Origin of the sequence: Bradyrhizobium sp. SZCCHNS1050 (assembly GCF_032484785.1) — a bacterium.
Lineage (GTDB): Bacteria > Pseudomonadota > Alphaproteobacteria > Rhizobiales > Xanthobacteraceae > Bradyrhizobium.
In genome coordinates this window covers 777,683-797,599 of sequence record NZ_JAUETR010000002.1, presented here as the reverse complement: position 1 = coordinate 797,599, position 19,917 = coordinate 777,683, and the positions used below count along the sequence as shown (strand labels likewise).

Genomic DNA, 19,917 nt, shown 5'->3' with positions numbered 1-19,917 from the left:
CGGGGCCGGGGGCTGATATGATGATCCGCCGGAGCAGCCGCTTCGGCGGATCATTCGTTTGGCGGGCTCGAACGATCGGAGGCGGCCATGGCCTTGATCAATCGCAAGTCCGGTTTCGATCGCAGCGGTATGTCTTTCCGTAGCGGTTTGTTTGGAAGCGGGGCATGGAATGAGCTATCGCAAGTGGGTTTCAGGCGTTCTGATCGCCTGTTCGGCCATCTCCCTGGCTGCAGGGCAGTCGCAGTCCAGTGCAGAACAATATCTGCCGCGGCTCGGCGACATCATGAATCTGATTCAGGTCAGACACGCGAAGCTCTGGTTCGCGGGACAGTCCAAGAATTGGGATCTCGCGTCCTATGAGCTCGCCCAGTTGAGGCAGAGCCTGACTGACGCCGCGGTCTTCTATTCGGGCCTGCCGGTGAACAATGTCACCACGCTCGGCCAGCCGATCCAGTCGATCTCGGACGCCATCGCCGCCAAGGATGGCAAGCGTTTCGCTTCCGCCGTGACCGAGCTGACGTCGGGATGCAACGCCTGCCACGCGACCATGGATCGGGGCTACGTCGCGATCCGCATCCCGACCGACAAGCCGTTCGGCAACCAGGATTTTCGGCCTCCAGGCCGCTGACCGGCGCGGGGCGGACGGTGCGGGGAGGGCGCCCAAATTGCGCCTTCCACCGGCGCCGCGCATCGACTAAGAGCGGCGGCAACCTGTCCACCGCCTGAGCCCTCATGATCCGCCTCGATAACGTCAGCAAGCAAGTCGGCCACCAGATTCTCTTCATCGAAGCCTCCGCCGCGCTCCAGCGCGGCGAAAAGATCGGCTTGGTCGGCCCCAACGGGGCCGGCAAGACGACGCTGTTCCGGATGATCTCAGGCCGCGAGCAGCCCGACGAGGGGCAGGTCTCGATCGATCGCGGCGTCTCGATCGGTTATTTCAACCAGGATGTCGGTGAGATGTCCGGCCGCAGCGCGGTGGCGGAGGTGATGGACGGCGCCGGGCCGGTGTCGTCGGTCGCCGCCGAGCTCAAGGAGCTCGAGGCCGCCATGGCCGATCCGGACCGCGCCGACGAGATGGACGACATCATCGCGCGCTATGGCGAGGTGCTGGCGCGGTTCGAGGAGCTCGACGGCTACGCGCTCGACAGCCGCGCCCGCGAGGCGCTGGCCGGCCTCGGCTTCTCCGAGGAGATGATGGACAAGGACGTCGGCCTGTTGTCCGGCGGCTGGAAGATGCGCGTCGCGCTGGCGCGCATCCTCCTGATGCGTCCCGACGTGATGCTGCTCGACGAGCCGTCCAACCATCTCGATCTCGAGAGCCTGATCTGGCTGGAGCATTTCCTCAAGGGCTACGAGGGCGCGCTGCTGATGACCTCGCACGACCGCGAATTCATCAACCGCATCATCAACAAGGTGATCGAGATCGACGCCGGCCAGCTCACGACCTATTCCGGCGACTACGATTTCTATGAGCAGCAGCGGGCGTTGAACGAGAAGCAGCAGCAGGCGCAATATGAGCGCCAGCAGGCGATGCTCGCCAAGGAGATCAAGTTCATCGAGCGTTTCAAGGCGCGGGCCTCGCACGCGGCGCAGGTGCAGAGCCGGGTCAAGAAGCTCGACAAGATCGAGCGGGTCGAGCCGCCGAAGCGGCGCCAGACCGTGGCGTTCGACTTTTTGCCCGCGCCGCGCTCGGGCGAGGATGTGGTAGCGCTGAAGAGCGTGTCCAAGAGCTACGGCAGCCGCCGCATCTACGACGGGCTGGACTTCATGATCCGGCGCCGCGAGCGCTGGTGCGTGATGGGCGTCAATGGCGCTGGCAAGTCGACCCTGTTGAAGCTCGTCGCCGGTAGCGCGGAGCCCGATGACGGTTCGGTGACGATCGGCGGCAGCGTCAAGATGGGCTACTTCGCGCAGCATGCGATGGACCTGCTGGACGGCGACGAGACCGTGTTCGAGTCGCTCGAGCATTCGTTCCCGCAAGCCGGTCAAGGCTCGTTGCGGGCACTGGCGGGCTGCTTCGGCTTCTCCGGCGACGACGTCGAGAAAAGATGCCGGGTGCTGTCGGGGGGCGAGAAGGCGCGGCTCGTGATGGCCAAGATGCTCTACGATCCGCCGAACTTCCTGGTGCTGGACGAGCCGACCAACCATCTGGACATGGCGACCAAGGAGATGCTGATCGCGGCCCTGTCGAACTTCGAGGGCACCATGCTGTTCGTCTCGCACGATCGTCATTTCCTCGCCGCGCTCTCCAACCGCGTGCTCGAGCTGACCCCTGACGGTCTCCATCAGTATGGCGGCGGCTATACCGAGTATGTCGTCCGCAGCGGCCACGAAGCGCCAGGCCTGCGCAGCTGACGACGCGGCCATACTCGTCGTTCGTGCTCTGCTTGCGCTTTGTTCGCATCATCCCCGGCTAGCTCATCTGGACGTGGGTGAAGACGAACAGGAACAGCGCGCCGATCGCGATCAGGAAGATGCCGACCCAGAGCGGCGCCGCCACGCCGCTCTTGTTTGTGGGATCGAGCACGGCCGTCTCGGGTTGTAGCGGATCGTAGTAGACGGCGACGTAGGTGTTGACCGGGTATTTGGCGGCGACGGCTTCAGCGCTCGACCTGTCGGAATGCAGCGCGGTCCAGCCCCAGTTCCAATGCGTGCTGTGGAAAGAGCGACCATCCACCGTGTAGCTGTATTCGATCGTGACCCGGAAGCGCTCCTCTTCCGTTTCTCGTCCGCGATCGTCCTCACGTCGTGTGATCTCCATCGTCACGCCGGAGCGCGTGATGCGTCCCGGCGTAGTCGGCCAGGAGCGGCTCGCCAGGCGCTCCTGCCGCAGCTTCCAGTAGGAGGCGAGTGCGACGGCTCCGAAGCCGAACAGGGCGAACGGCATCAGGAAGGCGAACAGCGGCACGCCAGCCTCGGTCGTGAGCACCTTGCCGGCGAGCGAATGCGCCACCAACACGGCGGTCACGGCCGACAGCACGACGAACAGCGCCACAAGCGCCGCCGTCCCTCTGGCATTGGTAGGCTCGAGCACTGATTGCGAGGGGCGTTTCGGATCGTAAAAAACGCGGACCTTCGCGCCTTGCGGATATTTGCCGGTGAGTTCGTCGGCTTGCAGGCGCGTGACGCGGCTCGGGCTGCCGAAACGGATGCGGCGACCTTCGTAGCTCTTGCCCGACACCTCGTAGCGGTAGCGAATGTCAGGCTTGGCATCGGTGTCATCTGCCGACCGATGCGTCGCCGCGACAGACACCGCCGAGGCCACGATCTCGCCCTCGACGACCGGCCAGGCGCGGCCGCCGCTGGTCTTCTTGCGCTGAAGCCAGAGTCCGTAGCCGGAATTGAGGGCGAGAAAGCCGAAGATGCCGGCGGCGACACGGGTCCAGAGTAGGGCGGATGCGGTGAGCATGTTGATCTCGCATGGGCCCGCCAGGGCGGGCGACATGCAGTGGTGTCCTGCGGGTTCCCCTCGGTTCAACAGTGTGCCGGTCCTCCTCAGCTCTCCACCACTCGCCCATCGAGTTCTTCGACGGTCCGCAGGGCCCGCTGAGCGATTACGTCCACGTTGAAGCCAATCCGGCCTACGCCCTGCATGCGGGCATCCAGAACGTGATCGGGCAGAAGGTCCGCGAGATGGTGCCGGCCGAGGGCTGGGTCGAGCTCTATGGCGGCGTGCTGCGCCCTGCTGACCAAGCCGTTCGACATCGAGGCGCCCGCCGCCCGCGTCGTAGCTTGCCGATACGCTTCGCGCCGATGGAGCCCGCCGGCATGGCTTTGCCCCGCCAAGCATCATGGCGGGGCGTCAGTGTCGTCAGCCGCCAGCGCGTCAGCCGCCGGCCTCGCACTTCTTCATGAAGCTGGTCTTGGCCGCGCCGGCGAGCTTCTTGCCGTCGGAGCCGACCGCCTTGGTCTCACACGTCTCGGCCATGCACTTCTTCATGAACGAGGTCTTGGCGGCGCCGGCGAGCGCCTTGCCGTCCTTGCCGACGGCCTTGGTCTCGCAGCTGTCTTGGGCGAAGGCAGATCCGGCGGCGAAGGTCGCGAGCGCGGCAATCAGGAAAAACTTCTTCATGAGTGTGTCTCCTTGGGACAAACAACGCGGCGGATGGGACCCGCAAATCTTGGCGCGATCAAGTTTCCTGTTCGGGCTTGTCACCCGAAATCCGGCCGCAGGGCAGAGTTGGTTCATTACCGTGTCAGCCCTATGAGGCCGAGATGCGCATCTGCGGTAACCGTGTGCTCATGCGGTGCTGTGCTGCAGAAACGCGAGCGTCGCCGGGTCGCGCGCACCGTCGCAATAGCGATCGAGCGCCTGCGCGAAGATCCCGTTCGGGCTGATCGAATCGAACAGCGTCATGCATGAGCGGAATTTGGCATCGTCCGGAACACCCAGAACGTCGCGCAGCGACTTGCCCTGCACTGCGAGCACCAGTCGGGTGCATTCGACGAGTCGCGGGCCGAGCAGGGGATGCGCCAGATAGGCCTCGGCCTCGGCGCGGGAGCGGATCGCGTAGCGCTGCGCCATGGCGGAGCTGCCGAGCCCCTCGACCTGGGGAAAGATGAACCACATCCAGTGGCTTTGCTTGGCGCCGGCCGCAAGTTCGGCGGTCACGCGCGAATAAATCGAATCCTGTGCGTCGGCAAATCGGCCGAGATCATCCCATTCGGCGTTCATACATTCCTCCAACCGGCTGATTCATCGATATAATCGGCTTTCTGGGACGGTCGCGGCGCAGCCCGTGCGAGGCTTGGGCGTCGGTTCACGCCGGATCACTCCGGGCTGGCGTTTGTCTAGATTATGCCGCACTCTTGCCATCCTATGTCATGACGGGTCGAATCGTACCCCTTGGGGTCGGTCACCTTTCCCGGGTGGTCCGAAAAGGGGGGTATATCGGGGACGTGATGGCTTCCAGTGAAGCAAGCGTAGACGTTCTGTTGTCGCAAGGCCGCTTCGGGCGCTCCGAAGCGATCGCACTCGTGCTTGCAGCACTTGCGGTCGCAGCGGGCGCGGCCGCGTGGGTCGGAGCCAACAGCGATGAGACGTCGCTTGCGAGCGCGGCGATTCCGGCCGCCGCCGCGCCGTCCATGACCTTCGAAACACGTTTCGCGCCGGCCTCCGCCTCGGCCACGGCCTATTCGGAAAAAGACGCGGTTCGCGCGCTCGACCGTTTCGCCCTTCGCGGCGCGATCGACCGCCAATTGCTCGATGCCCGGGCCGCGCTGGTGAAGGGCATGGAAGCGCGTGATCCGGGCGCTCGCGACCCCAGCAACAGCGATTGGCGGCCGATGTTGACGGAGGGCAATACCGTCACGATGCCTGCACCGGGCGTGCCGCTGCCGCGCCCGCGCCCGTCCGTCGCCAACCTGCCGACCAGCCTGGTTTCGGCCAGTGCGCCTGAAGCGGTCGGACGCGTCGACGATCGCTCCATCCTGCAGAAGCTGTCCGACCTGTTGCCGAGCCCGACCAAGTTCGCCTCGCTCGGTCCGGATAGCGGCATCGTCCGATCCGGAATCGATCTCGGTGCGCTCGGCTATGACAAGACCGCCGTATACGACATCAAGGCCAAGATGGTGTATCTGCCGTCCGGCATCGGGCTCGAGGCCCATTCCGGCATGGGCAGCCTGCGCGACGACCCCGAGCACGTCAATCAGCGCATGGTTGGCGCGACCCCGCCCGCCACCTATGACCTGAAGCCGCGCGAAAAGCCGTTTCACGGCGTTCGCGCCCTGCGCATGAACGTGGTGGAAGGATCGACGCTCGGCCGGAGCGGATTGCTGACCCACCCCTATATGCTGGGTCCGGAGGGTGATTCGAACGGCTGCGTCTCGATCAAGAATTACGATCGCTTCCTGAAGGCGTATGATGACGGCGAGTTCAACCGACTCGTTGTCGTCGTCGGGCTCGAGGCTGGCACCCCGACGCGGACCGCGCAAAAGACCGAGTGACGTTTTGTTGCTGGGCCTCGGCGCGACCTCGGCGGTGACGCCCGTCGCATCTTCCGGAAGGTCCCCATGATTGATCCCGCAAACTCGGAAACGCGTCTGCGTACTACCTTCAACATCAAGGTGAACGGCAAGCCGGTCGTGATTTCGACGGTCGGGCAGGCCCATCAGTTCCTCACCAGCCTCAACGCCGTCGAGTGGATGGAGTTCAAGTCGCTGCACGACCAGGCCATGGCCGCCCTGCAGGCCGCGGCCGACAACGCTATCATGACAGTGCAGGCCACCAACGCCGTGCGCACGCTGTTCGTGAGCGCGAAGCTGTTGTGAGACTGGATCATCCCCCAGGGCACCCGTGGCCTCTGGCTCGTGTTGATGCCTGCTTTACATTCGGTGTCATCGCCCGGCTTGCCGCCTCCGCTAAAGCTGCGGCGCGCCCTGGCGCTCGTTGCCGCGTCGAAGCCCATCGGGCGAAGACGGGACCGGGCGACCCAGTACGCCGCCGCAGTCGTCATTGATCGAGAGGCCGCGGCGTAGTGGATGTCCCGCCGGAGCCTGTCCTCGGGCTCGCCGAAGGCGAGACCCGGGGGCGGGGCATGACGGCGGTGGGTGGCGCCACGGTCTCTCAACATCGTCATGCCGGGGCGCGCGCATGCGCGAGCCCGGCATCCATAACCACGAGCGGGCGTGTCGGGCAGGTGTGTCGCTCCAGCGTGCTCCATCAGTTCTGCTGCAGCGTATGGATTCCGGGCTCGCGCTCCGCGCGCCCCGGAATGACACCGAGCGATTTGAAGCACCGTCCTGCGAAGTCTCATTCACGCACGCCCTCGCGTTCTCGCCGCGCTGATGCGCCCGAGTGATCCATCCGTCTTGCCCTCCGCACAGCAGAGGGCGCGGGGAATGCCGGGATGCTGGCCGCAACCCATGGCCCGCCTGCAGAAAAAAAGCAGGCGGCAGTCACCACAGGTTCAGCCGGGCAACCGGCATTCCCCGCGCGATGATCTTAACGGCTGCTTCGCGCGCTCCCCGGTGCGCCGGGCGTTCTGGTCACCGTGCACGACAACGCGCTTTGGGCGCGCCACCGTGGGGGCATCAGCGTCGGGATGCCAGGACCACGCGACTTGACCGTACGCGACGTCAGCGTTCGTCGGCGCAAAGATGCGCTGCGCTGCCATCGCGTCCACCGCTCCTCCCGCTCCACGTCCGTGACGACCGCGAACCGCCCCTCCTGCGAGCGGGAGATGGCGCGACAAAAGCACTGAATTAGATTTAGGAAAAGCAGAATATTTTTGGCGGCGGGACTGGACAGGCCAAATCAGCTTGATGGGCCTGCGGAAAATCGTTTCCGCGCGCACCGCCGTTGCTGCCGATTCAGGCCCTGGAGGTGACGCCGCGAGATGGAAATGCGCCTTGATTTGCCCGACGGGCAGATGGTCGCTTCGTTCCGATGATCGTTGTTCGACCGAGAGCCGCGGGGCGAACATGTTTGTTAGTCGCCCGGCGCACGCTGATCGCGCGAGGAAGCGACGACAGGCCGAAGCACGCTCGATCCGCGCCACGCGAAACGACCGGGGATGGTCTTCGCCTGCATGCCGCGATGCACGCGCTGGGCCGTCCAACATCATTGCACGGGAATGGATCGGCGAGGCCCAGGCCGGGCTGCCGCTGGAGCTGTTCTACGAAGGCGGCGAGTGACTCTCGCTGATGCTGCGGCGCGGCCGCAGCGTCAGTCGGCCATCTCGGCGGCGTCGAGCGCGATCTCCTCGCGCTCGGCCTTCTCGGCCGTCGCAGCGTTGGCGGTCTCGGCCGTTTCGAAATCGTCCTCGGCGATCTCCTGGACAGGTGCCTCCTGGACCTCGGCCGTCTCGACCTGCTCGGCGGCGAGTTCGGCCGCCACGACGGCCTCCGGCCCGGCGTCGTCATTGGCCGGCGTCGCGAACAGGTTGGGGGCGGGAATGGTGGTGGGCACCACCGGCCGCTGCTTGGCCTTGTACCAGGACGAAAACTTCTGCGAGATGCCAGCTTCGAACTCGGCGAGCGGCATGCTGTTGCCGTCCTCGTCGGTGATGACGACCTGCCAGCCTTCCGCCTCCATCACCTGTGCGTTGGCGAGAACGATGAGGGCGCTTTCGCGCTGCTTGCGGATTGTCTGCTGCTCCCGCTCAGCCACCATCGTGTACGCCATGAACCTGACTCCCACACCTGAACTCGGGACACGTGATGGTCCGAAGCACCATCAGGACGCCGCCACTACGCCGTGAGAGTGTGAGCGCGGCTGGGCCGGATTGCGTTCGCCTAATGACAATTTGGCGGCGTCTCACGGGGTCCGACAGCGCAAAAGGAGTCGAAGATGCAACAGGCCGCAAAATTGTGGTGCAGGAACGAGAGCGCTTGTTGAAGGCGCGCCGCGACGTGTCATCATTTGATTCTGCGGCGGCAACTGCTTCGCGACATCAGCGAAAGCAGCGGGTGAACCGGACAAACAGCGGGCGAATTGGGGACGGCGATGCGAACTCATCTGTTCAGGATGCGGAATTGGAATGTGGCGATGGCAGGGCTTGCGCTGGCGATGGTCGCCAGCCCGCGCGCGGGCCATGCCTTCACAGAGGACGACCAGCGGCGGCTGTGCACGGGCGACGTGTTCCGGCTGTGCTCGTCGGAGATTCCCGATCGCGACCGCATCATTGCCTGCATGATGAAGCAGCGCGCCAGCCTCAGCGACGGCTGCCGCAGCGTGTTCGGCCGGCCATCCGAGCGCTCCGCTTCGGCCACGGTGACGCGCTGAGCCTGCCTCGTCTCGTTTCTGCAACCACGCGCCGCCGGTCCATCGATCTGCGGCGTGACCATAATGACCTCCATGACATGACGGCGTGGTAGTCTGGCGCGGATCGTCCGGCCAGGAGTTGACCCGCCATGAGCTTCCGCATCCTCGTCCTCTACGGCTCCTATCGCTCCGACCGGATGGGCATCCGGCTCGCGCAATTCGTCGTGGACGGGTTGCGCGCCAAGGACCAGGACGTCGAGCTGATCGACGCCAAGGCGGTCGGCCTGCCGATGCTCGACCGCATGTACAAGGAATATCCGCCCGGCCAGGCGCCAGCGGCCATGGCCGAGCTTGCGGCCAAGATCCGTGCCGCCGACGGCTTCGTGTTCGTCACTGGCGAATATAACTGGGGCATGCAGCCGGGACTGAAGAACCTCACCGACCACTTTCTTGAGGAATGGTTCTGGCGTCCGGCGGCGATCGCGAGCTATTCCGCCGGCCGGCTCTCCGGGGCCCGGGCCGCCACTGCGTGGCACGGCACGTTGTCGGAGATGGGCATGGTGGTGGTGTCGAGCACGCTTGCCGTCGGCCCGATCGGTCAGGCGCTGTCCGCCGACGGCAGGCCGACCGGCGATTCCGGCCAGTCGCTGGAACGCGCGTTTCCGCGTTTTGCCGACGATCTCTTGTGGTGGGTCGAGGCGGGCAGGGAGCAGCGGGCGCGCCGGGCGCCACCTTACTGAGCGCGGGCATCAGTGCGGGCCGGAGCGCAAGCGCTCCGGCTCTTGCGCCAAGTCCGCGAACCAGGTCCGCTAACGTTGTTCGGCGCTGCCGGTCCCGTTGGTGACCGCGCGCTGACGCGCCGGGGCGCTTGCGCCCTGGCCCTGACAGGGCCGCTCCATCCAGGTTCCGTCGGGGGCCTGCTGGTAGGCGCGGCACGGCAGGGACGACGTGGTCTGATCATCCGGCTTGGGCGTCTGGGAGCTTTTCGCCAGTGCGGGGGCGGCCGTCGCGACGAGGGCTGCCAGCGAACCGACGTAGATCATTTGGCTGATCCGCATCTTGGGGGTTCTCCTGCTCGAAGCACTCCCGATTCAAAGTCGAATTGTGGAAACTTTTAGGCAAATGGCGCCTGCCATGGCGGGAGGCTTAAGGATCGTTTGCGACGTGGCCTGCCTCGTTAAGACGTCCGCGGAGGTCCAGGCCGCGCGCGTGGCTTTCTCTGGGCTGGCGTTGCGCCAATGCTGACGCTAAGAGCGGCATGACGCGCGAAAGCGCCCTCGTGACCGCGATGCGGCGCTCCGCCCGGAACGCCTTGTGCGGACAACGGACGCCGCCATGGCAGCCGGCGCTCCGACATCAGCCGCGCGATCACGGATCGCGGCGGTTCCGCTTCAGGGCGGGAGGGAGATCGCGCAGGCTGAGAACTGTGCGAGCATGACGAGACCCCGATTGCCCTCCCTGATCGCGCTGCGTGCCTTCGAGGCCGTCGGCCGCAAGGGCAGCGTGCGCGCCGCCGGCGACGAGCTCGCGGTCAGCCACACCGTGGTCTCGCGCCATCTGCAAAATCTGCAGCGCAGCCTGGGCGTGGCGCTGGTGCGGGCGGAGGGGCGGGGCCTCGCGCTGACCGAGGCCGGACGTCAGTTTCATGCCGAGGTCAGCCAGGCCTTCGACATCATCGCCCGCGCGACAATCTCGGTGCGGCCCGTGGCGCGTCCGACCCTGAACATCTGGTGCATTCCGGGCCTCGCGAATCGCCGCCTGCTGGCGCGGCTGCCCGAGCTGAGCGGCCCGCCGCGCAACTGGGACATCAATCTGCAGCCGACGCTGGCGCACCCCGATTTGCAGCGCGGCGAAGCGGATGCGGAGATCGTCTATGCCGAAGCGGTCGACCGGAGCGGCGGCCTGGTCGCTGAGGAGCTGGTGCGCCCACGCGTATTCCCGGTCGCAAGCCCGGCCTATCTGGCAAGGTTTCCGGCGATCGCGACACTCCCGGGCCTCGCCAGGGCCTCGCTGATCCACGAGGAATCCACCGCGCAATGGGAGCAATGGTTCGAGCTGGCGGGGTATCGGGAGCCGGTCACGTTGCGCGGTCAGCGGCTGTGGCACGCGCATCTCGCCATCGAGGCGGCCCGCTTCGGCCAGGGCGTCGCGCTCGCCAACGAGGTGTTGGTCGCCGATGATCTGGGCAGCGGTGCGCTGGTCGAGGTGATCCCCTCGGCACTCCACATGGGAGCCTATCAGCTCGTCGCGCTTCGGGAGCGCTGGGACGAGCCCGCGATCGTCGCGCTGCGGGCTTGGCTGAAGAATGTGCTCGCCGCGTAGCTGCGCGCTCGTCCCGCTGGGTCCGGTGCATTGCAGGCACCTGTCGTCGGGAACAAGCTGATTGATCGCGACGGCTCTCGGCGTAGCCTGCGGCTCGATTTTCCCACGAGGAGTTGAGCCATGGTTGTGAATTCGGCTGCGAACGAAGACCTGCTGGCGCGACGACACGAGGCCGTCGTCCGGGGCGTGAGCTATGCGACGCCGCTGTTTGCTGACCGCGCCCTCAACAGCGAGGTGTGGGACGTCGAGGGCAAGCGCTATGTCGACTTTGCCGGCGGCATCGCGGTGCTCAACACCGGCCACTGCCATCCGCATGTCGTTGCCGCGATCCGGGCGCAGCTCGACCGCTTCACCCACACCTGCTTCCAGGTGCTGCAATATGAACCGTATGTGCGGCTCAGCGAGAGGCTCAACGCGCTGGCGCCGATTTCGGGGCCGGCCAAGTCGATCCTGCTGACGACCGGCGCGGAGGCGACCGAGAACGCCATCAAGATCGCGCGCGCCGCCACGGGGCGCAGCGGCATCATCGCCTTCACCGGCGCGTTCCACGGCCGCACCGCGCTCGCCAATGCGATGACCGGCAAGGTGATGCCGTACAAGAAGCATTTCGGGCCGCCGCTGCCCGGCGTCTGGCACGCGCCGTTCCCGATCGCCGGCAGCAATGTGACGGTCGAGGATACGCTGTCCTACATCAACTTCATCTTCAAGGCCGACATCGACGCCTCGCAGGTCGCGGCCATCATCATCGAGCCGGTGCAGGGCGAGGGCGGCTTCCACCAGGCGCCGCCGGACCTGATGCGCGGCCTGCGCCGCATCTGCGACAGCAATGGCATCGTGCTGATCGCCGACGAGGTGCAGACCGGCTTCGGCCGAACCGGCAAGATGTTCGCGATGGAGCACTACGACGTGCAGCCGGACCTGATCTGCGTCGCCAAGAGTCTCGCCGGCGGCATGCCGCTGTCCGGCGTGATCGGACGTGCCGCAATCATGGACGCCGCGGAGCCGGGCGGCCTGGGCGGCACCTATGGCGGCAATCCGCTGGCCTGCGCGGCGGCGCTCGCCGTGCTCGACGTGTTCGAGCAGGAGAAGCTGCTCGACCGCGCCAATGCGATCGGCGAGCGGCTGCGCGCGGCGATCGAGCGCTTCTCGCGCGCCAACAACCTGGTTCCGGTTTCCGGGCCGCGCGGTCCTGGCGCGATGGTTGCATTCGATATCCTGAAGCAGCGCGGCAGCGACGAGCCGGATTCCGAAATGACCAAGCGCGTCACCCGCGTGGCGCACGAGAATGGCCTGATCCTGTTGTCCTGCGGTGTCACCGCGAGCACGATTCGCATCCTGGTGCCGCTGACCGCGTCGGACGAGATCGTGGACGAAGGGCTCGCGATCCTGGAGAAGTGCCTGGCCGCCTGACGCGCGGCCGAGATGAACGGGAAGGCTGGAGGTTTGAAACGTGACTGACGCTGCGGCGGCTGTGCCGAATGACGTGATGGAGCGGCTCGCCGCCGCTGTCCATGCCAACTTCGCCAGGCAGGTCGCCTTCCTGCAGCAGCTCGTGCAGTTCCGCAGCCTGCGTGGCGAGGAGGCGCCGGTGCAGGACTGGCTGGCTCGCGAGTTCGCGGCCCGCGGCTATCAGGTCGACCGCTTCAGCCTCGAGGACGTCGACCTGATGCGCCATCCCAAGGCGGCGCCGATGGACAGCATCGCGCTCGACGGCTCGCAGCAGGTGGTGGCGACGCTCGACGGCGCGGGCAAGGGCCGCAGCCTGATCCTGCAGGGCCACATCGACGTCGTGCCGGAAGGGCCGACCGATCTCTGGAACGATCCGCCCTATGAGGGGATCGTGCGCGACGGCTGGATGATCGGCCGCGGCGCGCAGGACATGAAGGCCGGCGTCTCCGCGATGATCTTCGCGCTCGACGCGATCAAGGCCGCCGGCTTCGTGCCGGACGGACGCATTCACCTGGAGACCGTGACCGAGGAGGAGAGCACCGGCAACGGCGCGCTCTCGACCTTGATGCGCGGCTACACGGCGGATGCCTGCCTGATCCCGGAGCCGACCGGCCACACGCTGACCCGCGCGCAGGTCGGCGCGATCTGGTTCCGGCTGCGCGTCCGCGGCACGCCGGTCCACGTTGCCTATGCCGAGACCGGCACCAATGCGATCCTCTCGGCGATGCATCTGATCCGCGCCTTCCAGGAGCACACGAAAGAGATCAACGCGCGTGCCAAGTCGAACGCCTGGTTCGCTGCGGTCAAGGATCCGATCAAGTTCAACGTCGGCATCATCAAGGGCGGCGACTGGGCGAGCTCGACGCCGGCCTGGTGCGACCTCGATTGCCGGCTGGGCGTGCTGCCGGGCGAGACGCCGGCGCAGGCCATGGCCGGCATCGAGCAGTGTCTCGCGAAGGCGCAGGCCGCAGACAGCTTCCTGTCGGAGAATCCGGTCGAGCTGGTGTGGAGCGGCTTCCAGGCCGATCCTGCGGTGTGCGAGCCCGGCAGCGCCGCCGAGGCGGCGCTGGCCGAGGTACATGCACGGGTATTCGAGAAGCCGCTCGACGTGCGGCTCTCTACGGCGGTCAACGACACCCGCTACTATCAGGTCGACTATGGCATCCCGGCGCTGTGCTACGGGCCCTATGGCATCGGTCCGCACGCGTTCGACGAGCGTGTCGATCTCGACAGCGTGCGCAAGACCACGCTGTCGATCGCGATGTTCGTCGCGCAATGGTGCGGACTGCGGCCGGCATGATCACGGTCGCGCTCCTCAGCCGTCCCGGACTGATGGATCCGATGCAGGCGCTGCTCGCGCGCGAGCTGCCGGGCGTGACCGTCGCGTCATGGCCGGAGTCGGCGGCACGCGACGCCGACCTTGCCGTGTGCTGGAAGCCGGAGCCCGGCGCGCTGGCGGCGATGCCGAAGCTGAAGCTGATCCATTCGATCGCAGCGGGCGTCGACAACATCCTGTCCGATCCGACCGTGCCGGACGTGCCGCTGTGCCGGATCGTCGATCCCGATATCTCCGCGGCCATGACCGAGTTCGTGCTGTGGGGGACGCTGTATTTCCACCGCGATTTCGATCGCGTCGTCAGCAATGCGCGCAACGGCGTGTGGCGGCGTTACGAGCAGCGCGCCGCGAAGGACCGCCGGGTCGGCATTCTCGGTCTCGGCGAGCTCGGCTTTGCGGCGGCGATCCGTCTCGTCGAGCTGGGGTTCGCGGTGAGCGCGTGGTCGCGCTCGCCCAAGGCGCTCGCCGGTGTGCGGACCTATGGCGGCGCCGATGCGCTCGACGCCTTCCTCGGCGAGACGGAGATCCTGATCTGCTTGCTGCCGCTGACGGCCTCGACCGTGGGCCTGCTCGATGCCGGGCGCCTGGGCCGGCTGCCCAAGGGGGCCGCGCTGATCCTGTGCAGCCGCGGCGAGCACCTGGTGATGGAGGATCTGGTCGCGCTGCTTCGCAGCGGCCATCTGCGCGGCGCGGTGCTCGATGTCTTCGCGCATGAGCCGTTGCCCGCGGACGATGCGCTGTGGCGCGAGCCGGGCGTGCTGGTGACGCCGCACATGGCGGCGATCGCCTCCTGGGAGGTGATCGCGCAGCAGGTCGCGGAAAATGCGCGGCGGTTGCTGCGCGGAGAGACGTTGCGGAACGTCGTCGATCGCGCCCGCGGCTACTGATTTACCAGCGTGTCTACTCGAGTGTCTGCACCGGCGGCGCGACCGGGCCGCGCGGCGCCGGCGGAGCGACAGCGACGGTCCGTGCAGGCGGGGGTGCGCTGCGCGGCGCGGCCTGCGGCTGCTGCTGAGACTCGGTCATCGCAGCCTGGCTGTCCCTGACCGGACGCCGGACCTGCTGCGACCGGGCTGCACGCGAGCGGCGGAAGCCCCAGGAGCGCGCGATCGAAGGACCTGCGGTATAGCCGACGACGGCGCCGGCAACGGCCCCGACCGGTCCAAATACGACGGCGCCCGACAAGGCGCCCAGTGCGGCATCGCCGCCGCGGTGCTCGTCGGCCATCGCCGCCGATGCCGTCAATGTCAGCGCCAAGGCCGCGGCCGTCAGCAGTCTGGTCATGAGATGTCCCCTCCGTCGCAACAGCGCCGAAATGGCGGACAAATGTGGCGAGAAGAATGCGAGGAGCGGAACTTGTAAGGAAGCCGGTAACCCTAATGCGGACACAATGTCTCAGCGCCGGGGAGGGCGCAGTGCGCAGCTCCGTTCAATGCATCGGGCCGAGCACCGACGTGAATGGCATGGCGATGATTTCCTCGCCGAGATCGTCGGAAATGTGCAGCACCCAGTCGCGCCAATCCTCCTCGCTCTCGGACGAGATCAGCGACTGCATGACGCGCTCGGCGTGATCACAGGCCTCGGCGAGATCGATGACCGCGGTTCCACGCCGATCGACGAGGAACTCATCGGGATTGGAGCAGTGGAAGAAGACCTGCGTCATGTCCGTCTCCTCAATCGCCCTCCGGCGAATCTCAGTCAGAAGTAACAGCGTGGCGGCGCGCGCGAAATCGGATTGATCACGTAAGGTAAATTACGGGGCGCAGTCTGGGCCGGTGGAACCGGACGTGCAGTGATCCAGCTCACGGAACGCATCGGCGCAGAGGAAGTTGTCGCGGACCATTCGATCCGGCGACAGGAGCTCGACATGATGTCTGAAGTCCAGATCCACGCGATCGCCCGGCAGATGCTCGAGATGCACGGCGCCTCGGCCGTCGCGCAGGCTGCGCAGAAGGCGCAGCAATGCGAAGCCAGTGGCGAGGCCGAGGAGGCCCGCGAATGGCGCCACATCGCGGACGCCATGAGGATGATGCGCGGTCCGCATCAGAGCTGACATCGGATTCCATTTTACCGAATATCGCCGCGCGGTCCGTCGGATCCGCCGACTGATGCTCCGCACCAGCCGGCGGTGGATACGTTCCGTCAAGGGGAACGTGTGCCGCATCTCATCCTGGTTTCCGACCCATTTTCCACGCAAGAATCGGGCAACATGATTCGGCAGTGGATTCGCCGCTGACCAACGTTGCCGGCGCGCCCGCCGTCCAGGGATTATTGCCATGGTCTTCTTCAAGCGTGAGCTGAGCCCCGTCGAGATCTTCGAGCGTGCGCTGAAGGACAAGCAGGCCGCGCGGCAGCGGCTGACGGACCGTCTCCGGGTGGCCGAGGCGGCACTGGACGAGAAGCGCGTCGCAGCGGAGCGGCTCGCCAAGGCCGGCGCCAGCAACGGGCAGCTCGATCGTGCCGAATCGAAGATGCAGGCCGTCGAGCAGAAGGCCAAGGCGCTGCGCGCATCCGTCGCCGAGTGCGACGAGCAGATCATCCTGGCGGAGCGCGCCTTCGCCGACGCGGTGGCGCAGCGGGACCGCGACCGCGCCGCCAACGACATCGAGGCCGTTGCCACCGCCATCGAGCAGGCGGTTCCTCGCTTCGAAATCGGTGCGGCGGCGCTCGTCGATGCGGTCACGCGCGGCCGCGCGGCGCTGAGCGAGGCCAGTCGTTTCGCATCCGATGTCGACGACATCCGCCGCGAGGTGCTCTCCGCCGCGGAGCTGATCTGCTGGGAGCTGCGCGCGGCCGCAAGCCGCACGCGGGCCGGCAACATCAATGTGGCCCTGCTGGCGCCGCCCGAGACGCGGCAACTGCCGGCGCCCGAGACCGACCGTCAGATGATCTATACGCTGAGCCCCCTGACTTGGCGCGAGGGCGAGGAGGTGAAGCGCGTCGCCGCGTTCACCATGACCGCGCTGCCCAAGGCCCTGCTGCCGCTGGCGCTGGCGCATCAGCACGTCGACTATCTTAACGCGCGCCGGGTCCAGACGCTGATGCACGTCCATGGCGGCGGACAGCAGCAGAGCGAGCCGATGCCCGACGATCCGGCGCTGGTCGATCTCGATGCGCTGGGTGCGCAGGCCGAGGAAAGCCCGCAGGCTGATGTCGCCTGAGCGCGTCCACGCGCGCAGGCGCGCCGGAGCGCGGCTGAGGCTTGTTGGATCGGCCGTGCTGCTGCTGATTGTCATCAGCGGTGCACGGGCGGAAAATCTCGATGCCGGCAAATCCGGTGCGCGGCTGTTTGCGGACAGCTGCGCCACCTGTCATCGCTCGGCACGTGGGCTCGCCAAGGGGCGCTTTCGCCTGACGCTCTATCTGTTCCTGCAGAAGCACTACACCAGCAGCGACGACGCCGCGTCGGCCTTGAGCACCTATCTGCAGTCGGTCGATGCGCCGGCAGCCGCACCGGCCCGCCGTCCCCCTTCGCGGCGCCCGGCCCATCGTGGTGAGACACGACCGCCGCGGCCGCCGCTGCCGGTGCGGGGACGTTAGCGATCGCGCTGCACGTCGCGCTCCGCCTCTCTCGTCACGTGAGGTGAACGGGCCGCGGCGATCGAATTTGAGCTGCTCAGGTACAGCCGCTCGACCCGCAGTTTTCCGGTGTGTGCTCGTCCGGGTGTGGCCGATATCCTCGACCTGGGCTATGGTCGTCGGCCAAGGTGCTCGACGCCCCCGGGAGGCCGATCTCGCGCGTGTCCGTGCGAAGCTGGCCGTCCCGAGCCGGATCATCGTGACGTCTCAGTCGTGCCACGAGCCGCGTTATCGTGATTGTGTTTTCGGGCGTTATGTCTTTTGACGTTGTGTTTGGGCTGTCTGAGGCGGGGCAGCGGCGATGATGACCTTACCGGAGCTCGCGGCAGCGGCGTTGGAGCGTTTCCTCAGCTCCTATATGCGACGCCGTTTCGGATCGTCTCATACCCAGTTGACGGAGATGCTTCCGGCAGCTGCGCGCATTGCGCTGGAATGCATCGGCAACAGCGATGCGCTGTATCACAACGTCGAGCACACCTTGCTGGTGACGTTGGCCGGCCACGAGATCCTGCGCGGCCGTGCGCTGCACAGCCACATGACGGCGGACGACTACGTCCACGTCATCCTGGCCTGCCTGCTTCACGACATCGGCTATGTCCGCGGCTTGTTCAGGGAAGACGATGTCAATGGCTTCGTCGTCGATCGCGGCGGCCGCAAGATCTGCCTGCCGCGCGGCTCCTCCGATGCCAGCCTGATGCCGTATCACGTCGACCGCTCGAAGCTGTACGTGATCAACCGCATCGAAGGCATGGCGCCGCTGGACAAGGACCGCATCGCTCGCGCCATCGAGGGCACGCGCTTTCCGCCGCTCGCCGGCCAGCAGTTCGACGAGGAGCAGTCGATCGTGCGCGCCGCCGACCTGATCGGACAGCTCGGCGACCCCAACTACATCCGCAAGGCCAACGCGCTGTATCACGAGTTCGAGGAGGTCGGCATCAACCGGCAGCTCGGCTATGAGTCACCGGCCGACATCGTCAATCGTTATCCGCAGTTTTATTGGAACAGCGTCGCCCCGCACATCCAGACCGAGATCCGCTATCTCAACATGACATCGACGGGGCGCCAGTGGATCGCCAACCTCTATGCCAACGTGTTCCGCGCCGAACGCGACATCTCGCTGTCGGGCCCGCAGAGCTGACTGGCTGGAGTCAACGCCGGCCGCCGACCTCGTCGATGTGGTCGAGCAGGTCGGCCGGGTCCTCGTAGACGCGGATGGCGCCAGACTGGCGCAATTCCTCCGAGCCATAGCCACCACTCAACAGGCCGACGCCGAGCGCCCGGCAGCGGGTTGCGGCAAGCATGTCCCAGATGCTGTCGCCGATCACGACCGCGCGCTCGATCGGCGCGTCGAGGCGGGCGGCGGCCGCGAGAAACAGGTCGGGATCAGGCTTGGCGTAGCGGACCTCGTCGCGTGTCACGACAGCGTTGGTCTTGGGATCGACGCCGAGCGCGGCGAGATTGACGGCCGCCGTTTCCATTCTCCCGCTGGTCGCGATCGCCCAGGGGATGCCGGCATCGGTCAAGAAACCGAGCAGCTCGCGGGCGCCGGGCAGGGGCCGGACCTGGTCTCCGAGCTTCTGATAGGCCGCGGCATGCGCTTTCCGCAGCCGCTCGATCCGATCGGGCTCGATGGCAAAACCCGTCTCGCGCAGCAGCTGGTTGGTGAACAGGCCGCCGCTCATGCCGATCTTGCGGTGGATGCGCCAGACCGAGAGCTCGATGTTCTCGGCATCCAGCGCCGTCTTCCAGGCGAGCACATGCTGGTAGACGCTGTCGACCAGCGTGCCGTCGAGGTCGAACAGGAAGGCGGTTTCGATGCGCATGGCTCGCTCCGGGCTGGATGTCTGCTGCGTAGCAGCTGCAAGGCCAAGCGGCAGCGGTCATCCGGGTTCCTGCCCGCCGCAGGGCTGTGCTGGTGCCCGCTATGGCGGTGCGCTGGTCGACGACCGGCGCGTCATTCGGCCATTGCCGGCAACGCGCCGCGAGGTCTTTCCGCCAGCCTCGCGGCCGCTCCGGGGTCAGCCCTTGGGACGGATGAAGCCGGCCAGCGTCTTCTTCTGCTCCTCGCACCAGTTCGTCATGCCGAGGCGGCGCTGATCCATGTCGATGGCCTGCGTGGCGACGGCGACCTCCGCCATCAGCTCGTCGTCCTGCTTCTCGCCCATCTTGCCGCCGGTGTGCATATAGGCGATCGCCTTGCGCACCTTCTCGGTCGTGCCGTCAGGCATCTTCATGTCCTGCGCCTTCTGGACCAGATCCTGATAGACGACATCGACGCCGGGACATTCGACCTTGGTGGCGAACGCCTCCAGCACCATGGTCGTATACATGTGGCGTGGCTCGGCGCTGCCCGGTGTCAGGGCCGCCAGCAATGCCGCAATGGTCAATGCCGCAAGGGTTGACGTGTAAAGCAGACCGTTTCGCATTCTCTGGCTACCTCCCGCTTGTTTTCGGCGAGGCTAGCCTGTGGGCGAAGCGCGGGCAACAACGAGCGCAGTGCAGCACGCGCGAATTGATCGAAGGGGTC

General features: G+C 66.5%; 24 protein-coding genes. 14 read left to right on the top strand and 10 right to left on the bottom strand.

The genetic code is table 11. The annotated features are described in order from the left end of the window. Nucleotides 1-169: 169 nt before the first annotated feature. Entirely contained in the window at nt 170-628 is a 459-nt protein-coding gene (locus tag QX094_RS28090; RefSeq protein ID WP_315751751.1) for a hypothetical protein, read from the top strand. 104 nt (nt 629-732) lie between these two features. After that, complete coding sequence (locus tag QX094_RS28085) at nt 733-2,355, top strand: ABC-F family ATP-binding cassette domain-containing protein (RefSeq protein WP_316184909.1); 1,623 nt, start codon at nt 733-735, stop codon at nt 2,353-2,355. Between the two features lie 58 nt (nt 2,356-2,413). On the opposite strand, the gene QX094_RS28080 is transcribed toward QX094_RS28085, so the two are convergent. From QX094_RS28080 to QX094_RS28065, 4 genes are all read right to left on the bottom strand, one after another. Next, entirely contained in the window at nt 2,414-3,409 is a 996-nt protein-coding gene (locus QX094_RS28080) for a DUF3592 domain-containing protein (RefSeq protein ID WP_316184911.1), read from the bottom strand. An 86-nt stretch (nt 3,410-3,495) separates the two neighbouring features. After that, on the bottom strand, nt 3,496-3,705 hold the full coding sequence (locus QX094_RS28075; RefSeq protein WP_316185100.1) for a hypothetical protein: 210 nt from the start codon (nt 3,703-3,705) through the stop codon (nt 3,496-3,498). Nucleotides 3,706-3,826: 121 nt separating this feature from the next. Further along, on the bottom strand, nt 3,827-4,072 hold the full coding sequence (locus QX094_RS28070) for a hypothetical protein (RefSeq protein ID WP_315712314.1): 246 nt from the start codon (nt 4,070-4,072) through the stop codon (nt 3,827-3,829). 168 nt (nt 4,073-4,240) lie between these two features. Continuing rightward, on the bottom strand, nt 4,241-4,675 hold the full coding sequence (locus QX094_RS28065) for a DUF1810 domain-containing protein (protein WP_316184913.1): 435 nt from the start codon (nt 4,673-4,675) through the stop codon (nt 4,241-4,243). A 227-nt stretch (nt 4,676-4,902) separates the two neighbouring features. Here QX094_RS28065 and QX094_RS28060 point away from each other — a divergent pair, with 227 nt between their 5' ends. Continuing rightward, nucleotides 4,903-5,946, top strand: coding sequence for a DUF2778 domain-containing protein (locus QX094_RS28060; protein WP_315712643.1), 1,044 nt, complete (start codon nt 4,903-4,905; stop codon nt 5,944-5,946). Between the two features lie 66 nt (nt 5,947-6,012). Beyond that, nucleotides 6,013-6,270 carry a hypothetical protein gene (locus QX094_RS28055; protein ID WP_315712312.1) on the top strand — a complete coding sequence of 86 codons (258 nt, stop codon included), beginning with the start codon at nt 6,013-6,015 and terminating at the stop codon, nt 6,268-6,270. A 1,396-nt stretch (nt 6,271-7,666) separates the two neighbouring features. Here QX094_RS28055 and QX094_RS28050 read toward each other — a convergent pair. After that, complete coding sequence (locus QX094_RS28050; protein WP_315826822.1) at nt 7,667-8,125, bottom strand: hypothetical protein; 459 nt, start codon at nt 8,123-8,125, stop codon at nt 7,667-7,669. A 363-nt stretch (nt 8,126-8,488) separates the two neighbouring features. Between QX094_RS28050 and QX094_RS28045 the strand changes: the two genes are divergently transcribed. Both QX094_RS28045 and QX094_RS28040 read left to right on the top strand, forming a co-directional pair. Beyond that, entirely contained in the window at nt 8,489-8,725 is a 237-nt protein-coding gene (locus tag QX094_RS28045; protein WP_315712310.1) for a hypothetical protein, read from the top strand. Nucleotides 8,726-8,853: 128 nt separating this feature from the next. After that, on the top strand, nt 8,854-9,444 hold the full coding sequence (locus QX094_RS28040; RefSeq protein WP_315826823.1) for an NAD(P)H-dependent oxidoreductase: 591 nt from the start codon (nt 8,854-8,856) through the stop codon (nt 9,442-9,444). Between the two features lie 69 nt (nt 9,445-9,513). On the opposite strand, the gene QX094_RS28035 is transcribed toward QX094_RS28040, so the two are convergent. Next, nucleotides 9,514-9,762 (bottom strand): hypothetical protein, encoded by a 249-nt coding sequence (locus QX094_RS28035; RefSeq protein ID WP_315712308.1) that lies wholly within the window; start codon nt 9,760-9,762, stop codon nt 9,514-9,516. 376 nt (nt 9,763-10,138) lie between these two features. Here QX094_RS28035 and QX094_RS28030 point away from each other — a divergent pair, with 376 nt between their 5' ends. The 4 genes from QX094_RS28030 (at nt 10,139) to QX094_RS28015 (ending at nt 14,698) form a co-directional block, all read left to right on the top strand. Further along, the gene (locus QX094_RS28030) at nt 10,139-11,026 is read left to right on the top strand and encodes a LysR substrate-binding domain-containing protein (protein WP_316184916.1); all 888 of its coding nucleotides are present in this window, start codon (nt 10,139-10,141) and stop codon (nt 11,024-11,026) included. Between the two features lie 120 nt (nt 11,027-11,146). Beyond that, on the top strand, nt 11,147-12,436 hold the full coding sequence (gene gabT, locus QX094_RS28025; protein WP_316184918.1) for a 4-aminobutyrate--2-oxoglutarate transaminase: 1,290 nt from the start codon (nt 11,147-11,149) through the stop codon (nt 12,434-12,436). Between the two features lie 40 nt (nt 12,437-12,476). Next, entirely contained in the window at nt 12,477-13,775 is a 1,299-nt protein-coding gene (locus QX094_RS28020; protein ID WP_316184920.1) for an ArgE/DapE family deacylase, read from the top strand. Further along, nucleotides 13,772-14,698 carry a glyoxylate/hydroxypyruvate reductase A gene (locus tag QX094_RS28015; RefSeq protein ID WP_316185088.1) on the top strand — a complete coding sequence of 309 codons (927 nt, stop codon included), beginning with the start codon at nt 13,772-13,774 and terminating at the stop codon, nt 14,696-14,698. Before QX094_RS28020 ends, QX094_RS28015 begins: the two co-directional genes overlap by 4 nt. A 13-nt stretch (nt 14,699-14,711) precedes the next feature. Here the strand turns inward: QX094_RS28015 and QX094_RS28010 are convergent, their stop codons facing one another. Together QX094_RS28010 and QX094_RS28005 are read right to left on the bottom strand one after the other, a co-directional pair. Continuing rightward, a complete protein-coding gene (locus tag QX094_RS28010; protein ID WP_315712303.1) occupies nt 14,712-15,095 on the bottom strand; it encodes a hypothetical protein in 384 nt (127 codons plus the stop codon). Nucleotides 15,096-15,240: 145 nt separating this feature from the next. After that, a complete protein-coding gene (locus QX094_RS28005; RefSeq protein ID WP_315712301.1) occupies nt 15,241-15,474 on the bottom strand; it encodes a DUF6894 family protein in 234 nt (77 codons plus the stop codon). Nucleotides 15,475-15,681: 207 nt separating this feature from the next. On the opposite strand from QX094_RS28005, the gene QX094_RS28000 reads away from it, so the two are divergent. The 4 genes from QX094_RS28000 (at nt 15,682) to QX094_RS27985 (ending at nt 18,528) form a co-directional block, all read left to right on the top strand. Then, nucleotides 15,682-15,864 carry a hypothetical protein gene (locus tag QX094_RS28000; protein ID WP_315712640.1) on the top strand — a complete coding sequence of 61 codons (183 nt, stop codon included), beginning with the start codon at nt 15,682-15,684 and terminating at the stop codon, nt 15,862-15,864. 223 nt (nt 15,865-16,087) lie between these two features. Then, the gene (locus QX094_RS27995) at nt 16,088-16,972 is read left to right on the top strand and encodes a hypothetical protein (protein WP_316170433.1); all 885 of its coding nucleotides are present in this window, start codon (nt 16,088-16,090) and stop codon (nt 16,970-16,972) included. Next, the gene (locus QX094_RS27990; protein WP_315751740.1) at nt 16,962-17,351 is read left to right on the top strand and encodes a cytochrome C; all 390 of its coding nucleotides are present in this window, start codon (nt 16,962-16,964) and stop codon (nt 17,349-17,351) included. The genes QX094_RS27995 and QX094_RS27990 overlap by 11 nt, the downstream gene beginning before the upstream one ends. A 340-nt stretch (nt 17,352-17,691) precedes the next feature. After that, the gene (locus QX094_RS27985) at nt 17,692-18,528 is read left to right on the top strand and encodes an HD domain-containing protein (protein ID WP_315712295.1); all 837 of its coding nucleotides are present in this window, start codon (nt 17,692-17,694) and stop codon (nt 18,526-18,528) included. 10 nt (nt 18,529-18,538) lie between these two features. Here the strand turns inward: QX094_RS27985 and QX094_RS27980 are convergent, their stop codons facing one another. After that, nucleotides 18,539-19,213: an HAD family hydrolase gene (locus tag QX094_RS27980; protein WP_316188393.1), complete on the bottom strand. Its 675-nt coding sequence runs from the start codon at nt 19,211-19,213 to the stop codon at nt 18,539-18,541. Nucleotides 19,214-19,408: 195 nt separating this feature from the next. Continuing rightward, nucleotides 19,409-19,816: a hypothetical protein gene (locus tag QX094_RS27975; protein ID WP_315826828.1), complete on the bottom strand. Its 408-nt coding sequence runs from the start codon at nt 19,814-19,816 to the stop codon at nt 19,409-19,411. Nucleotides 19,817-19,917 lie beyond the last annotated feature (101 nt).

What these genes read in the sequence shown, in the direction of transcription:
- QX094_RS28090 (WP_315751751.1), top strand. Translation starts at nt 170, where the DNA reads ATGAGCTATCGCAAGTGGGTTTCAGGCGTTCTGATCGCCTGTTCGGCC.
- QX094_RS28085 (WP_316184909.1), top strand. Translation starts at nt 733, where the DNA reads ATGATCCGCCTCGATAACGTCAGCAAGCAAGTCGGCCACCAGATTCTC.
- QX094_RS28080 (WP_316184911.1), bottom strand. Translation starts at nt 3,409, where the DNA reads ATGCTCACCGCATCCGCCCTACTCTGGACCCGTGTCGCCGCCGGCATC.
- QX094_RS28075 (WP_316185100.1), bottom strand. Translation starts at nt 3,705, where the DNA reads ATGTCGAACGGCTTGGTCAGCAGGGCGCAGCACGCCGCCATAGAGCTC.
- QX094_RS28070 (WP_315712314.1), bottom strand. Translation starts at nt 4,072, where the DNA reads ATGAAGAAGTTTTTCCTGATTGCCGCGCTCGCGACCTTCGCCGCCGGA.
- QX094_RS28065 (WP_316184913.1), bottom strand. Translation starts at nt 4,675, where the DNA reads ATGAACGCCGAATGGGATGATCTCGGCCGATTTGCCGACGCACAGGAT.
- QX094_RS28060 (WP_315712643.1), top strand. Translation starts at nt 4,903, where the DNA reads ATGGCTTCCAGTGAAGCAAGCGTAGACGTTCTGTTGTCGCAAGGCCGC.
- QX094_RS28055 (WP_315712312.1), top strand. Translation starts at nt 6,013, where the DNA reads ATGATTGATCCCGCAAACTCGGAAACGCGTCTGCGTACTACCTTCAAC.
- QX094_RS28050 (WP_315826822.1), bottom strand. Translation starts at nt 8,125, where the DNA reads ATGGCGTACACGATGGTGGCTGAGCGGGAGCAGCAGACAATCCGCAAG.
- QX094_RS28045 (WP_315712310.1), top strand. Translation starts at nt 8,489, where the DNA reads ATGGCAGGGCTTGCGCTGGCGATGGTCGCCAGCCCGCGCGCGGGCCAT.
- QX094_RS28040 (WP_315826823.1), top strand. Translation starts at nt 8,854, where the DNA reads ATGAGCTTCCGCATCCTCGTCCTCTACGGCTCCTATCGCTCCGACCGG.
- QX094_RS28035 (WP_315712308.1), bottom strand. Translation starts at nt 9,762, where the DNA reads ATGCGGATCAGCCAAATGATCTACGTCGGTTCGCTGGCAGCCCTCGTC.
- QX094_RS28030 (WP_316184916.1), top strand. Translation starts at nt 10,139, where the DNA reads ATGACGAGACCCCGATTGCCCTCCCTGATCGCGCTGCGTGCCTTCGAG.
- gabT (WP_316184918.1), top strand. Translation starts at nt 11,147, where the DNA reads ATGGTTGTGAATTCGGCTGCGAACGAAGACCTGCTGGCGCGACGACAC.
- QX094_RS28015 (WP_316185088.1), top strand. Translation starts at nt 13,772, where the DNA reads ATGATCACGGTCGCGCTCCTCAGCCGTCCCGGACTGATGGATCCGATG.
- QX094_RS28010 (WP_315712303.1), bottom strand. Translation starts at nt 15,095, where the DNA reads ATGACCAGACTGCTGACGGCCGCGGCCTTGGCGCTGACATTGACGGCA.
- QX094_RS28005 (WP_315712301.1), bottom strand. Translation starts at nt 15,474, where the DNA reads ATGACGCAGGTCTTCTTCCACTGCTCCAATCCCGATGAGTTCCTCGTC.
- QX094_RS28000 (WP_315712640.1), top strand. Translation starts at nt 15,682, where the DNA reads ATGTCTGAAGTCCAGATCCACGCGATCGCCCGGCAGATGCTCGAGATG.
- QX094_RS27995 (WP_316170433.1), top strand. Translation starts at nt 16,088, where the DNA reads ATGGTCTTCTTCAAGCGTGAGCTGAGCCCCGTCGAGATCTTCGAGCGT.
- QX094_RS27990 (WP_315751740.1), top strand. Translation starts at nt 16,962, where the DNA reads ATGTCGCCTGAGCGCGTCCACGCGCGCAGGCGCGCCGGAGCGCGGCTG.
- QX094_RS27985 (WP_315712295.1), top strand. Translation starts at nt 17,692, where the DNA reads ATGATGACCTTACCGGAGCTCGCGGCAGCGGCGTTGGAGCGTTTCCTC.
- QX094_RS27980 (WP_316188393.1), bottom strand. Translation starts at nt 19,213, where the DNA reads ATGCGCATCGAAACCGCCTTCCTGTTCGACCTCGACGGCACGCTGGTC.
- QX094_RS27975 (WP_315826828.1), bottom strand. Translation starts at nt 19,816, where the DNA reads ATGCGAAACGGTCTGCTTTACACGTCAACCCTTGCGGCATTGACCATT.